Below are 14,111 nucleotides of genomic sequence, written 5' to 3'. Positions count from 1 at the left end.
CTCACATTTTTTCTATTTCTTCTAATAATACCGAGATGATTTCATCCTCGGCAATGCTTTTTATAATTTCACCCTTTTTAAATAGCACCGCCTTATTTTTTCCCCCGGCAATGCCAATATCAGCCGCCTTGCCTTCGCCGGGACCATTCACAATACACCCCATCACAGCCACCCGGAGGTCTTTTTCAACCGTTCTCAGCTGCCGGTCGATTTCTTTAGCAATGCCGATTAAATCAATTTCGGTACGACCACAGGTGGGACAGGAGATAACTTCCACCCGGGGTCGTCGACCACTGTAAAGACCGATGCCGCTAAGAATATCGCGAGCCACATCAATTTCTTCGAGCGGATCGCCAGTTATCGACACGCGCAGCGTATCCCCTAACCCATCTAGTAGCAGATAGCCGATGCCCATCGCCGATTTAACGGCTGAGCTTCGCAGGATTCCAGCCTCGGTGATCCCCAGATGCAAGGGGTAATCATACTTTTGTGAAAATTGTTCATAAGACGCGATGGTAAACCGGACATCTGAAGCCTTCATTGAAACCACGATGTTATCAAAGCCGGCATCTTCTAAAATTCGGATGTGCCGTACCGCTGATTCGACCATCCCGGCCGGGGTAGCTCGACCCTTATTTTTGGCTAGAATTTCTTTTTCCAGGGAGCCGGCATTCACCCCAATTCGAATCGGAATACCGCGTTCGGTCGCCATCGCAACAATTTCCCGAATGCCTTTTTCCGAACCAATATTACCCGGATTAATGCGCAACTTATCAACCCCATTTTCCATAGCGGTCAGGGCTAGTTGATAGTCAAAGTGAATATCAGCCACCAGCGGAATATGAATTCCTTTTTTTATCTCAGTAATAGCCTGGGCCGCCGCTTCATCAGGAACTGCGACCCGGACAATCTCACACCCGGCGGCTTCCAGAGCCGTAATCTGAGCAATTGTTGCAACACTGTTTCGGGTATCGGTATTGGTCATTGACTGGATGGCAATGGGATTTTCTCCGCCAATGGCAGTTGCTCCAATCCTCACCACCCGGGTTTCTTTTCGTTTTTTCACATCGTTCTCCTATGCTGCCAGCCGCATAATATCATTCACAGCAATCAGGACCGCCAGGGCAATCAGGGCAATAAATCCAAAGTAGTTAATTTTTAATTCCCATTCCGGACTGAGTTTCCGACGCACCACCATTTCAATCAGGAGGATAAAAATTCGACCACCATCCAGGGCTGGCAGTGGAAACAGGTTGATAATCCCCAAATTGACACTTAACATGGCGGTAAAGGCCAGCAAAATAACCAACCCGCTTTGCAAAAAGGTATCGACCATCGATACCATTCCAATCGGCCCAGCCAGCTGATCCAAGCCCACCTGACCCGTAAACAACATCCCGAAGCTCTGAAAAATCAGACCGGAAAACCGCCAGGTATTTAAAAAGGCGGTACCTATGGCGTCAAAGATGTTGGTGTGACCGGTAAATAAGGCCACCACAATCAGACAGACAAGGGCAAAGATAATGTTCATGGCCGAACCGGCCACTAACACCAGCAGCTTTTCACCCCGGCTTTTTGCTTCAAAGCTGCGGGGATCGATGGGGATATTGGGATCTTTAGGAAGCAGGTTGCCTTCTTCATCAAATGCTGGCTCTTCGCCCCGCATTTTGCAAAATCCCCCGACTGGAAAGGCTCGAACGGTAAATAGTGTTTCTTTACCTTGTTTACTAAATAATTTTGGTCCCATGCCGATAGCAAATTCTTCGACGAAGATGCCAGTTTTTTTTGCCACCATAAAATGTCCCAGCTCATGAACAATCACTAAGACACACAAAATAAGCAATGTAATAAGGATCGTATATAAATTCAAATTTTCACCTACGCGATGCCAATGGTTAATTTGGCAAAAATATAAATAAGAGGAATGATAAAGAGGATGCTGTCAAAGCGATCCAAAATTCCACCATGACCGGGCAAAATGGTGCCAAAATCTTTTATTTTGGCTTTGCGCTTGATCATCGATGCTGTCAAATCCCCGCATTGTCCGGCAATGCTTCCAAAAACGCCAACAATCAGGTATAAATACCAGGGCAAAACAAAACTAAAGTAAGAACTTAAAATGGTTCCATAAAGGATGGTACTCAGTGCCGCAACAATGACTCCGCCAACCGATCCGGCGATGGTTTTTTTGGGGCTGATCAGGGGCGCAATCTTTCTGTTGCCGATGGATTTCCCAATAAAATAGGCTGCCGTATCGGTTGTGAACGCGATCACAAAAATCAGCCACATATAGTAGGCGCCTTTGTTGACAGTTTCAAAAAGAAACAGATGACCAAACATAATCGGTACATATATGAGCCCCATCAAAGTGGCACTACCGCGCGAAATCTCAACATTTCCCGATAAAATTTCGTAACAGAAAATAATAATAAAGGCTACCAGCAAAACCGGCATCAGAAAATAATAATCCAATTTGATGGTCACCATTAGCATAATCGACAAAATAATCATCAGAAAGACATTAATTCTAGGGTGAATCATTTTGTTGACAGCTCGGGTATACTCCATCGTCCCGACAAAAGCCAGAAAGGACACACCAATGACCAGGATAAATCCCCCTGTATACAAAATAATAATGAGCAGCGGCAGACCAATAACCCCGGTCCAGATTCGGGTTTTCATGGAACTCTTTTCAGCCCGTCTGCTCGCACCTCTTAATCGTTCCGCCCGGCGGCTCTCCAAACTGCTACTCGGCCGATCCATAACGACGATTCCTTCTCTGATAATTTGCGATCATTTCATAATAATTTGCGACTTCAAAGTCTGGCCAATAAATGTCGGTAAACATAAATTCGCAGTAGGCCATCTGCCATAGCATAAAATTGCTCAGCCGACTTTCCCCACCGGTTCGAATCAGCAGATCCGGATCAGGCTGACCTTTGGTATAAAGATGCGCGCTGATCTGGGCTTCGCTCACCGCTTCCGGGCTTATCCCCAGGGCCATAAGGCCCTTCACGGCTTGGACAATTTCGTCTCTGCTCCCGTAGTTCAGGGCAATATTAAGTACCAGGCCAGTGTTTTTAGCGGTGGTGTCCATGGCTTTCACAGCGGCTTCCCGAACTTTTTTTGTTAACCCGTTCATGTCTCCAATGACGTTGATTTTGACATTGTTTTCATGTAATTCCCCAACTTCTTTATGGAAATACTCAACCGCAATATTCATCAACCCCGTGACTTCTTCGGGACTCCGTTTCCAATTTTCAGTGGAAAAAGCATACATCGTAATTATCTTTATGCCGACATCTGAGGATGCCCGGACAATTTTTTTCAATGTCTTCATGCCGGCATTATGGCCAAATAAACGGGGTCGATTTTTTGCTTTTGCCCAACGGCCGTTTCCATCCATGATTATGGCTATATGCTCAGGCAGATTATCTTTATCTAACTGACTTGTCATATTGCACCCCACTCTCTATTGTATTTGCGCATTTTTTTCACTCTTTTCTTCTTTCAATATTATATGCTATTTTTTAAGATTTGTAAATTCTATCACCAGGGGATACCTTGAAACAAGCTTTATTTAAGACTCAATTTATCCGAACTGCAAATCGTGTCCAGCCAAACACGCCAAAAAAGGAAAAACCTCAGGCATAGCCTGAGGTCCCCCTGGAAATTATTGTGAAAATGAGAATTATTGTTATCAATATAACATCTTTCTATCAAAAAGTAAACGATTAAACAAAAATTAATTTATTTTTATTTTGGTTAAGGTTAGCTTTAATCATTTTAACGTTCCGTGTAGACCAATGTCTGTTACTTACTTAAATTAAGCATGCATCCTGTCCCTAAAATTATTTTTTAGTAAGTGAAAGATAGCGGTAAAGGGTGGGGACCGAAACGCCCATGCACTTGGCCAGATACCAGATGGTTCCCTTAACCGAAAATGTTCCCATTTCATCCAGTTTCCCCACCAGCTCGACTTTTTCATCCTTGGATAAGAGTTTTAGTTTTTTAAGCAAATCCTGGGAAATATGATTGAGATTATTATCCACCAGTTCTTTTACATCAATATTTATTTTTTCGGGTCCTTTTTCCTTTTGTTCATTTTCAACCAGTGGCGGACGGATCATCTTGTCTAAAAGATCCCGGGCGGCAATGAGTTCATGACTATCCGAATTGATACAGATCATGCCAATCAGAACGTCATTTTCGTCCTTGATAAACCAGGACGCCGATTTGATCGATTCTTTTTTCTTGAATTTTTTGGGATCATTATTCATATAGGGTACTTTTTTATGCACCTCACTGCGAAGAATTCTTAAGTTTGTTTCCGTAATCGGATCGCCAACCTTTCGTCCGCTGATCTGCCCATTGCGTATGGCGACCACCGAATGATGCCAGTCGGTCATATCATGGAGAACAACTTCCGTATTTTCTCCCATAAATTCTGCTAAAAAATCCACCAGGGTCACATAGTTCTCCAGTTTTTTATTCACAATATCCCTCTCTTTATTTGATTGGCCAGAAAGATACCCATGGTCATCTGTCGTAACAAGATGGCCATGGGTTCCTTATTATCACTATTTTTTTAAGTCCTGGCGTTTTATTTAGCTGCAATCGCTTCAATTTCAAAGCGGGCAGCCTTGGGTAAAGCAGCTACCTGCACACAGGATCGAGCCGGATACTCAGCCTGACCTTCAAAAAAAGCGGCGTAAATATCATTAACCATGGCAAAGTCTGCCATATCAGCCAAAAATATCGTCGTTTTAACGATATCCTGTCGACTAAACCCAGCTTCTTCTAAAACAGCGTTTAAATTGTCCAAACCTCTTTGGGCCTGCTTTGCGACGCCATTCTCCAACTCACCAGTTTCAGGGATCAGTCCTAACTGACCTGAGGTATACAGGGTCTCTCCAACTAAGTACGCATGGGAATAAGGTCCCACTGCAGCCGGTGCCTTGTCGGCGATGATAGCTTTTTTATTCATAATGATCTCCTTAATTATTTACTAAGCCAATACAAACTTCTCAATGGCATGGGCAACCCCATCCTCATAGAAGGGTAGCGTAACATGGTTGGCCAAGGCTTTAATTTCCTCTGACGCATTCCCCATGGCAACACTGAGGCCGGCAAACTCCAACATCCGCAGATCGTTGTCGCTGTCTCCGATTGCCATTACATTTCCCGGTGCTAATTTTAAGATCCGACAAAGCTGTTTTAACCCATCGCCCTTATTGGCCGAACGATGATTGACCTCAATGTTGTTTGAAATCGCTTTGGTCAGCGTCACACCATGAATTTGAGAAAACTTCTGCCAGAGCACCCGCAGGTTATTGTCACTGAGCAAAGGAATATTAATTTTTTCGATTTCGGAAGCATGTTCCGTAGTAAAATCCAACACATTATCAACGGCTCTGGCATTGCTGCGAATAAAGGCAATCAGATCCTTTGACAATTCATTCCGATCACCAATCATATCAAAATAACGGCGCTCACCGTAGGATTGGCCCTGATAATAAACCTCACAAAATAAGTTTCGGCGGGTCAGTGTCTTCATAATCTTTTTGACGCTGCCAGACCCCAGATAGTTGCTGCTGATCACTTCTTTGGTACTTAAATTGGTTACCGCCGCCCCATTCGAGGTCACGGCATAATTAATTCCCGGAATACTCACCACCGATTCCGGCAATTGACCCAAGATCCGTCCTGTCGATGGAACCACATGAATGCCTTTGGCAATGGCCTTAGCCAGAACAATTCGGGTTCTTTCTGAAATTGACATATAATCCTTTTGTAGCGTAGTCCCGTCCATATCCAGTGCGATTAGTTTTATATCCATGGTTTACCCCATTTCTTATTCTTCATATTTTTTAACTCGATGTGACTCATTCGTTTAACATAAGGATAGTTTAACATAAGAACATCAGTTTTTCATCAGGTAAGCCTTTACAGTTTTTTAAATTGTTTGTTTTGCACCATTACGTTAATCTTTCTTTTTTTAAAACTTGAACTGGTTTATCCGAAAAGGTCAGGATAATATCGGCTAAGTGCCTGATCTCATCTTCTTGATGACTGACAAAGATCACCGTTCGTTTGTTCTGCTCCCAAATTTTTAAAAAGTCATCCATCAGCCGGTTTTTTAGTGAACTGTCGAGACTGCTAAATGGTTCATCCATCAATAGTAATTCGGAAGGATATAGAAAGGCCCGGGCAATGGATACCCGCTGACGCATGCCACCGCTGAGCTCGTGGGGATAATAGTCCCCAACGGTAGTCAAACCAACGCGTTCCAGCATGGCATCAATCTCACGTTCATGGGAGCCAGGTTTTTTAATCGCCCTTGCTTTAAAAACAAAGCGCAGATTCTCCCGGACCGTTCGCCAGGGCAGCAGCCGTGGTTCCTGAAAAATATAGGAGATTGCCTGGGGATTAATGCCTTCAATGGTTCCCCGATCGGGCTGCTCCAAGCCACCGCAAAGATTAAGCAAGGTCGTTTTTCCGGCTCCGGAAGGTCCCAGAATGCCCGTGATTTTATTTTTTTCAAATACCAGATTAAAGTCTTTAAAAATAGTCTCTTGCCCATATTTTTTACCGAGGTCTTTTATGATAATGGACATTGACTGCCTCCCTTTTGACGATTTCCGATCACATAGAGCGTCATCTTTTCAATGGCAAGGCTGCAGATCACAATCACCAGGGTCCAGGAAAAAAGCAAATCGGTTTCCAGATAAATTTTTGCGTAATACAGATTCATCCCGATAGACGGCAAGGCATTGGCCAAAACCTCGGCGGTGACGGTAACCTTCCACCCCAAACCGATGGCGCTCATCAGCGCGGATACTGCATAGGGTTTTATCGATGGCACATAAATATCGCGGATTATTTTAGATTGCTCCACATTATAAATTTTTGCCATCTGCAGCAACTTGTGATCGGTGCTTCTCACCCCTTGCACCACATTTGTCCAGGTCACCGGGAAGCAGACCAGAAAGGTAACCACCAGCGGTACCAAACCAGAGGCGATCCATAAGTTGATTAGAATAATCACCGAAACCACCGGTAGCGACTTGATGGTACTGACAAAGGGATTCATGATTCCATAAAAGGGTTTGTTGAGCCCCCCAGCCAAACCCAGCACCAGACCCAGTACCACTGAAATAAAAACCCCGCCAAATACTCGGAGCAAGGTGACCCCGATGCTCACAAAAAACTCAAAATCCCCAGCCAGGGTTATCACACCTTTCAGGGTTTTAAGCGGCGATGGCAGCACCAGTGGGCTGTCTACCCACCGGGCTGCCAAGGCCCAGAGGAGCACCCAGAAAAAGGCCACTCCAATCTTGCTGATCCATTTCGTTTTATTTTGGTTATTTTCCAAGAACGTAGAAATCTTCACCAGGAACTTTTCCTCCCACAGCCTTTGGTTCAAATCCGGCTAATATGGTATAGTACTCATTTAAAGATTGCTGTGCCTCTTTAACCGGAATGAAGACGATATTACAATTTGGAATCGCTTTTTCTGCCAATGCTGCGTCGGCCATAATCCCTGCGGCCACAATATTTTTTGCCCCCTCAGCGGGATCGTCATTCACTGTCTTGACGGATGCTTCATAGGCTTCCATAAACTGCTTTAGCACCTGGGGATTGGTTTCTGCCCATTCCTTATTAACAACGACGGCTGTCATTTGCAATTGCGAACCGTTACTGGCTTCTGCCCAGGCTTTTGATAGATCCACTGCTATTTTGATTGTCGGTTTCTTTGCTGTAACGGTGGTCACAAATGGTTCCGGCAGCATGGCAATCGTAGCCTGTCCGGCAACTAATTGAGCCACTGCTTCACTGTGCTCAGCCACATAATTAATCGTGATGTCTACACCTGGGGTCAATCCATTTTTCTCCAGTAAATAGTTGAGCACATATTCCGGTGTCGATCCCTGGCCACTGGCCACAATGGTCTTTCCTTTTAAGTCGGCGATGCTGGTAACGCCAGCGGTTTCATCGGCCACAATATAAAGCACTCCCAGGGTATTGACTGATCCCAGAACGACCTGACCTTCAGTTTTATTAAACAGCACGGCGGCTAAATTACTGGGCAGTGCGGCAATTTGGTATTCGCCACTGATGACACTGGCTGTCAACTGATCCGGAGCACTGGCCACCGTGAATTCGGTGGTGACATTTTCGCCCAGATCCACACCATTAACAATCATTTCTGCCATGCCCATACCGGTTGGTCCAGCCAAGGTGCCAACTTTCACGGTTTGCGGTTCTGCCGGTTTTGCCTGGCAAGCGGTAAAGCTAAAAATCATCACCATGATTAAACCCATCAGGATCACTAATTTTTTCATCTTGTTTTCTCTTTTCATCTTTTCTTCCTTTTCATTTGATTCCAGCCAGAAATAATTTTTCTGTCTGGTAAGCGGTATTCGTTTCAATCGTAATCATTCTAACACGCAAATAGTTTATTTGAAAGAAGAACAAGGTGGAAATATTCGACTTTGTCGTTAAGCGCTTCGCGAAGTATCGCCATCTTTTTCATTTGATGAAACGACTGCTCGTCTTAATAAACCTATTCGCAAGCCATGCTTTTTTATTCCCGAATCATCCTCTTTTAAACGATTATTTCAAGTTACATCTAAGGTAATCACTGGCTAATTATGATATAATTCAGGTTAGAAACTTGCGCGTCTGAGAACCTGTTTTTAGACCTATTAAATATCCGAGGAGATTCCATGAAACGAAAAATGAAACCCTACCTGATTATTTTTAGTATCGTGATGTTGATGCTTTCTTTGTCGGTACCTACCCTGGCAAATGAATCCATTCAAACTGATACTCTTTCTAATTCCAGTGAAATGAGTGTGAACAATCAAATGAACATTAACACCTTGTCCGAACTTCCTGATCTGGAAAGTGACGACAATACAAGTCAGCAGATCGTTATTATTTACAGAGATTCAAGTCCCCTTAATGTTAAGAGCCTGTCATTATCCACTAATGCGGTCGCTAAAGGAGAAACCGTATCTGATCGGGTCGATATTCTGGAGGTAAAAAGCGATGTCGATGTTGATGCATTGATTAAAACGATCAGTGAGAACCCCAATGTTTTAGCAGTTGATCGCAATGATACGCTAAAAACCTATTCGCTCCCCAATGATCCTTATGTTACCGATTGCAAAGCGTGGCAGTTTCAAAGCATCGGCACCGATAAAACCTGGGACCAAGTCTCAAATGCCAAAACCGTTGGCGTCGCGGTTTTAGACACCGGACTCAATACCAATCACCCCGATCTGACTGGCCGCATTATTGCCGGTTATGACTATGTCACCAAAAGTAGCACTGTTTTAGATCAGGACGGTCACGGAACCCTGGTTAGCGGTTTTATTGCCGCTACTGCTAATAATGGCATTGGACTCTCTGGTGTGGCCGGAACGGCCAATGTAAAAATTGCCCCCTATCGGGTCGGTGCCAAAGGCCTCTCGGTTGCCAATATCTGCGCTGCCCTGATGGATGCTGCTGATCGTTCCGACATCAAAGTCATTAACATGAGCTATGGTGGTTATGATTACAACAACAGCGAAGCGGCTGCTATTCAATATGCCAAAGACAGAGGTAAGGTGCTGGTGGCCTCCTCAGGAAATGAGGGCGAAGCAAATGATCCCAAAACCGGATTGTCATCTTACCCCGCTTCTTACGACGGCGTCATTTCGGTGGCGGCAACCACCCGTTTCAATGACCGGGCCGCCTTTTCTCAGTATAACACGATGGTCGATCTGGCTGCTCCCGGAGAAGATGTTTACACGACTTCTATTGATGGCGACTATATAAATGATAGTGGCACCTCTTTCGCTTCTCCCATCGTTGCCGGTGCCTGTGGGGTCTTACTGGCCGCCAATGGGAGCTTAAATGCCGACCAGGTGGAAGCCGCACTGACTTCCACTGCTCTCGATCTTGGTGCTCCGGGGAAAGATGATTATTTTGGCTATGGCTTGATCCAATTGGATCGCGCTCTTGCAACGGTAATAGCTGATAAATCATTAACCGCCTTATATAAAACCCATATTCAAAACCTTGGTTGGGAAGACGTGTTTAAACGAAACGGTGAACTCAGCGGCACCTCGGGTTTAGGTTACCGTTTGGAGGCGATTCAGATTGCCTTGGATAATCCCGGTTATGACGTCGGCGTAACCTATCGAACCCATATCCAGGATGTGGGCTGGCAGGAATGGCGCAATAACGGTGATCTCAGTGGCACTTCTGGAGCTGGTCTTCGCCTGGAAGCGATAGAGATTAATCTAACCGGTCCCGATGCTGATCAATTTGATATTTATTACCGTACCCATGTTGAAAATTTGGGCTGGTTGAGTTGGGCGGCTAATGGCGAACAATCCGGTAGCTCCGGCTACGGCTACCGGCTCGAAAGCATTGAAATTATGACCTTACCCAAAGGGAGCACCTTTAATACCTCCGGTGACGCGTTTATCGTCAACCCGACCTGATTTTAAGCGCTCCCCCCCCCTTAATCTCTAATTGAGTTAATAAATTTAAAGCCGACAGGAAATGTCTATTTCCAGTCGGCTTTTTTGATTCGATTTTATTCGATTGATTTAAGTGATTCCACCATGCTGATCCGTTTAATAATTGGCGTCATCAGAATATTGACGATAAAGGTAAAGGCCAGCGTAAAGACCACCGAGTAAATAAAGCTGGTGGGCTCAATGCCCCGGGCAAACATGGCAATATCTGTTTCGACGGTGTTAATAATAAAGCCATTAAGTAAAACGCCTAAAAACAGACCCACGATGATTCCGATCACCGATAAAACAACATTCTCCCTGAAAATGTACTTATACACCTCCATATCATAAAACCCCAGAACCCGAATGGTGGCAATTTCTCGAACCCGTTCGGAAATATTGATGTTGGTCAGGTTATAAAGCACCACCGCTGCCAGGGCTCCGGCCGAAAGCAGCATCACGACGACGACAATGCTCAAGCTGCTGATGCTGTCAGCAGATGATTTAACAATATTTCCAGTAAAGTTTACTGCTACCACCCCATCTCTGGCCAGCCAGTCACTGGCAATGGCATCTTCCAGATCGGTGTTGGCATCGGGAATATTAACATAAGCCATATTAACCATCAGCTCTTTTCCAAAGGCTTCTTCATAAACTGCTGGCGATAAATAAAGATAATTTTCGAGATAGTTTTCAGTAATCGCTCCTAATACCACTTCATGGCTTTCGTCCTCATTGTAGACCCGGATGGTATCGCCCACCTTCAGTCCCAGACTGCCGGCAACTTTTTCTGATAAAACGGCACCCGCCTCTTCTAAATTTATCGCTTCTGCTGATTTTCTGTTTTGCAAATGAATAAACGTATTAATCTGCTCCGCTGTTTCCGGCACAAACAGATAGGCCGCTTTGCCGTTACCCGTTCCGGTTTTTTCAACGGTCATCTTGGCTTGATGGGCCAACATATTTTCACTAAAGCGGGGATCATTCTCTAATATTTTTTTGAAGTCCGCCTTTTCAACTAGGGTTTCTTCATTTTTTAACGCCATGTAACCATCAAAAACCGTAATGTTCTCAAACTGTCGGGGAATCATCGCGAAAATCGCATCCTGAAGCCCGAAGCCAGCCAGAATCAGAGCGGTACATCCGGCGATCCCAATCACGGTCATAAAAAACCGACCCTTATAACGCAGTAGGTTACGGGCAGTGACCTTCTCAATAAAGCCCAGCCGTTTCCAGATAAAGGGAATACTCTCAAGGAAAATCCGTTTTCCAATCTTTGGTGCCTTGGGCCGCATCAGCTCTGAAGGCTGTTCTTTGAGCTCGTAATAGGTAACGATCACAGCTGCCACCACAGTACCGGAAATCGCAATCAAGCAAGAAATTAAAAGCGGTATCCATGGCGGTGCAATAATTAAATCCGGCACCTGATAAAGCAAACCATAGGCTCCGGCGATTAAATACGGCAATGTATTGATGCCGACAATCAGTCCAATCACCGAGCCGATACTGCCAGCTAATAAGGCATAGACAAAAAACTTCGAACCGATCTGATCATGGCGGTAACCCAATGCTTTAAGCGTACCAATCTGGGTGCGCTGCTCTTCCACCATCCGGGTCATCGTGGTAAAGGAAACCAGGGCAGCTACCAGTAGAAAAATCAGTGGAAACACGCCGGAAATATTATCAATCCGCTTTGCGTCTTCACCGTAACTGGTATAACCGGGATTGTCGTCACGGTTATACAGATACCATTTTCCAAACTCCAAATCATTAATTTTAGCTTCGGCCTTTGCTAAATCATTAGCGGCGTTGGCCAGTTCGGCTTCGCCCTCTGCCCGTTTCATTGCCAACTGGGCTTCCCCATCGCGGAGTTTCACCCATCCTTCATCCAATTGATTCTGGGACGCAATCAGGGTACTGCGTCCTTCTTCCCGGCCGGCTTCAAAGGCCGCAACTCCAGCGCTTAATTGGTTTTTACTATCAGCCAGGCGAGCCCATCCTGCTGATAACTGATTCTCGCCGTCAATAGCAGCTTGGGCCAGAGCGGCTTCGGCCTGGGGCAGGGTTGTTTCCAACTCAGCCAGTTGATTTTTCATTCCGGTCAGTTGGGCAGAAAAATCATAAATCGCTTCAATCCCCTGGTTGATCTGCTCTTTTGCGGCGTAAACCTGGGCTAAACCTGCTTCAACCTCAATAATCCGGCTGTTGATTTCATTCAACTGAGCTTCCAGTTCCGCCAGTTGGGCCGGATAATCCGGGTCAGTCGGATCCAGACTCTGAATCTGGGCTTCGACTGCCGCGCTTTGGACCTCCAGATCTGCCCGTGCTGACTCACCCTGGGCAATCTGGTTTTCCAGCTCCGCCAACTGGGCTTCCAGCTCCGGTAACTGACCGGAGGGGTCCTGAGTTTCCATTTTAGCAATTCCGTGTCTTAAGTCGGTGATGCCCTGGCGCAGGGTTTCCAGCTTTGCCTCACCATTTGCCAGTTCCTGTTTTAAGGTATCAGCCCCACGAGTCAGATCTGCCTCACCTTGAATGATCTGATTCTTGGCGTCGGCAAGTTGGGCCTGAGTCTGGGCAATCATGGTGTTATACTCGTTCCAGCCAGCCCTGAGGGCGGCCTCGCCGTTAATTAACTGGTTTTTGGCATCATTCAAACTGGCCTCTCCCTGAGCCATCCCGTCATTAAACTGGGTCACCCCATCGTTGTACTTGGCCCGGCCCTTATCCAGTTCTACCTGAGCTTTAGCCAAAATATCATCGTGATTGATTTCCAGCTGCAAAATACCCAGGGCTTCCAATTGTTTCTCCAGGAACCCAATGGCTTCTTCGTATTCAGTTGAAAAGGGATCAACATGGTCGGCAGTGGCCTGTGATAAGAGATAAACCTCAGTATACCGTTCAAAGACAAAGTTTTCTGCGGGAATAAAGCTATAATAATCGACTTCGCCCCGGCCAACCGAGGTGCTGCCGCGCTCAATCGACACATACTGGGGCGATCTAACAAAACCGACAATGGTGAAGGTATCCCGTTTGATCGAATCAGATAGGGCTTTATCGCCAACCTCCGAGGATAGCTTGATCGTTTCACCCAGTTGGTAAGTATAACTGGAAGCACCCATGCCCTTAGCTTCCTGAGGCTGTTCCAACAACAGTTCGTCTTCATTTTCCGGCAGGCGCCCTGCCACCAGCAGTGGTTGATTCAGGGCCTGGTCTTCCTTATAGGCCATCAATTTGATCACAGGGCGTTTATCGCCCCGCTCAATAATGACATCCGCCGAATAGCCGGGCATCACCGTCGCCACGCCTGGAGAATTTTTAATCGCGTCCACATCCGCCGGCAAAAAACCATAGGTCGAGACCAGACGCATGTCCATCAGTTGCTGGTTTTGATAGTACTGACTGACTGTATATTTCATGCTGGGGCCGGTTGTTTTAACCCCTACAAAAAAGCAGATGCCCAGAGCAATGATCGCAACGATGGATAAAAAACGGTTTTTTGATTTTTTGATTTCTCTGAATGTGTCTTTTTGCAATGCTTTCATTAATGTATCCTTTTAAATAAAATTGTTTGCTGGTCATTGATTGCCAATAACC

At 45.5% G+C, this 14,111-nt stretch carries 12 protein-coding genes; 1 reads left to right on the top strand and 11 read right to left on the bottom strand.

The window, feature by feature from the left end; all coding sequences use genetic code 11:
* Position 1 precedes the first annotated feature (1 nt).
* The 10 genes from ispG to U2P91_RS07315 form a co-directional block, all read right to left on the bottom strand.
* Positions 2 to 1,066, bottom strand: coding sequence for a flavodoxin-dependent (E)-4-hydroxy-3-methylbut-2-enyl-diphosphate synthase (ispG, locus tag U2P91_RS07360; protein WP_111887684.1), 1,065 nt, complete (start codon positions 1,064 to 1,066; stop codon positions 2 to 4).
* Positions 1,067 to 1,075: 9 nt separating this feature from the next.
* Positions 1,076 to 1,870: a M50 family metallopeptidase gene (locus tag U2P91_RS07355; protein WP_111887685.1), complete on the bottom strand. Its 795-nt coding sequence runs from the start codon at positions 1,868 to 1,870 to the stop codon at positions 1,076 to 1,078.
* Positions 1,871 to 1,878: 8 nt separating this feature from the next.
* Positions 1,879 to 2,763 carry a phosphatidate cytidylyltransferase gene (locus tag U2P91_RS07350; RefSeq protein ID WP_111887686.1) on the bottom strand — a complete coding sequence of 295 codons (885 nt, stop codon included), beginning with the start codon at positions 2,761 to 2,763 and terminating at the stop codon, positions 1,879 to 1,881.
* Entirely contained in the window at positions 2,747 to 3,457 is a 711-nt protein-coding gene (locus U2P91_RS07345; RefSeq protein ID WP_111887687.1) for an isoprenyl transferase, read from the bottom strand. The genes U2P91_RS07350 and U2P91_RS07345 overlap by 17 nt, the downstream gene beginning before the upstream one ends.
* 394 nt (positions 3,458 to 3,851) lie before the next feature.
* A complete protein-coding gene (locus U2P91_RS07340; protein ID WP_111887688.1) occupies positions 3,852 to 4,496 on the bottom strand; it encodes a helix-turn-helix transcriptional regulator in 645 nt (214 codons plus the stop codon).
* A 107-nt stretch (positions 4,497 to 4,603) separates the two neighbouring features.
* Positions 4,604 to 4,987, bottom strand: coding sequence for a Rid family detoxifying hydrolase (locus U2P91_RS07335; RefSeq protein WP_111887689.1), 384 nt, complete (start codon positions 4,985 to 4,987; stop codon positions 4,604 to 4,606).
* Positions 4,988 to 5,008: 21 nt separating this feature from the next.
* Positions 5,009 to 5,839, bottom strand: a complete 831-nt coding sequence (locus U2P91_RS07330) for a Cof-type HAD-IIB family hydrolase (RefSeq protein WP_322519330.1) — start codon at positions 5,837 to 5,839, stop codon at positions 5,009 to 5,011.
* A gap of 139 nt (positions 5,840 to 5,978) precedes the next feature.
* The gene (locus U2P91_RS07325) at positions 5,979 to 6,617 is read right to left on the bottom strand and encodes an ABC transporter ATP-binding protein (protein ID WP_111887691.1); all 639 of its coding nucleotides are present in this window, start codon (positions 6,615 to 6,617) and stop codon (positions 5,979 to 5,981) included.
* On the bottom strand, positions 6,602 to 7,393 hold the full coding sequence (locus U2P91_RS07320) for an ABC transporter permease (RefSeq protein ID WP_111887692.1): 792 nt from the start codon (positions 7,391 to 7,393) through the stop codon (positions 6,602 to 6,604). The genes U2P91_RS07325 and U2P91_RS07320 overlap by 16 nt, the downstream gene beginning before the upstream one ends.
* A complete protein-coding gene (locus U2P91_RS07315; RefSeq protein ID WP_322519329.1) occupies positions 7,365 to 8,363 on the bottom strand; it encodes an ABC transporter substrate-binding protein in 999 nt (332 codons plus the stop codon). Before U2P91_RS07315 ends, U2P91_RS07320 begins: the two co-directional genes overlap by 29 nt.
* 366 nt (positions 8,364 to 8,729) lie before the next feature.
* Here U2P91_RS07315 and U2P91_RS07310 point away from each other — a divergent pair, with 366 nt between their 5' ends.
* Positions 8,730 to 10,496 (top strand): S8 family serine peptidase, encoded by a 1,767-nt coding sequence (locus U2P91_RS07310; RefSeq protein WP_322519328.1) that lies wholly within the window; start codon positions 8,730 to 8,732, stop codon positions 10,494 to 10,496.
* A 95-nt stretch (positions 10,497 to 10,591) separates the two neighbouring features.
* On the opposite strand, the gene U2P91_RS07305 is transcribed toward U2P91_RS07310, so the two are convergent.
* Positions 10,592 to 14,059 (bottom strand): FtsX-like permease family protein, encoded by a 3,468-nt coding sequence (locus U2P91_RS07305; protein WP_322519327.1) that lies wholly within the window; start codon positions 14,057 to 14,059, stop codon positions 10,592 to 10,594.
* Positions 14,060 to 14,111: the final 52 nt, after the last annotated feature.

The organism is Acetobacterium sp. K1/6 (genome assembly GCF_034438075.1).
Taxonomy (GTDB): Bacteria; Bacillota; Clostridia; order Eubacteriales; family Eubacteriaceae; genus Acetobacterium; species Acetobacterium carbinolicum.
This window is presented reverse-complemented; position numbering and strand designations above follow the sequence as displayed.

Excerpts from the sequence above, each read along its gene's own strand:
- U2P91_RS07350 (WP_111887686.1), bottom strand. The coding sequence starts at position 2,763 with ATGGATCGGCCGAGTAGCAGTTTGGAGAGCCGCCGGGCGGAACGATTA.
- U2P91_RS07345 (WP_111887687.1), bottom strand. The coding sequence starts at position 3,457 with ATGACAAGTCAGTTAGATAAAGATAATCTGCCTGAGCATATAGCCATA.
- U2P91_RS07335 (WP_111887689.1), bottom strand. The coding sequence starts at position 4,987 with ATGAATAAAAAAGCTATCATCGCCGACAAGGCACCGGCTGCAGTGGGA.
- U2P91_RS07330 (WP_322519330.1), bottom strand. The coding sequence starts at position 5,839 with ATGGATATAAAACTAATCGCACTGGATATGGACGGGACTACGCTACAA.
- U2P91_RS07325 (WP_111887691.1), bottom strand. The coding sequence starts at position 6,617 with ATGTCCATTATCATAAAAGACCTCGGTAAAAAATATGGGCAAGAGACT.
- U2P91_RS07315 (WP_322519329.1), bottom strand. The coding sequence starts at position 8,363 with ATGAAAAGAGAAAACAAGATGAAAAAATTAGTGATCCTGATGGGTTTA.
- U2P91_RS07310 (WP_322519328.1), top strand. The coding sequence starts at position 8,730 with ATGAAACGAAAAATGAAACCCTACCTGATTATTTTTAGTATCGTGATG.
- U2P91_RS07305 (WP_322519327.1), bottom strand. The coding sequence starts at position 14,059 with ATGAAAGCATTGCAAAAAGACACATTCAGAGAAATCAAAAAATCAAAA.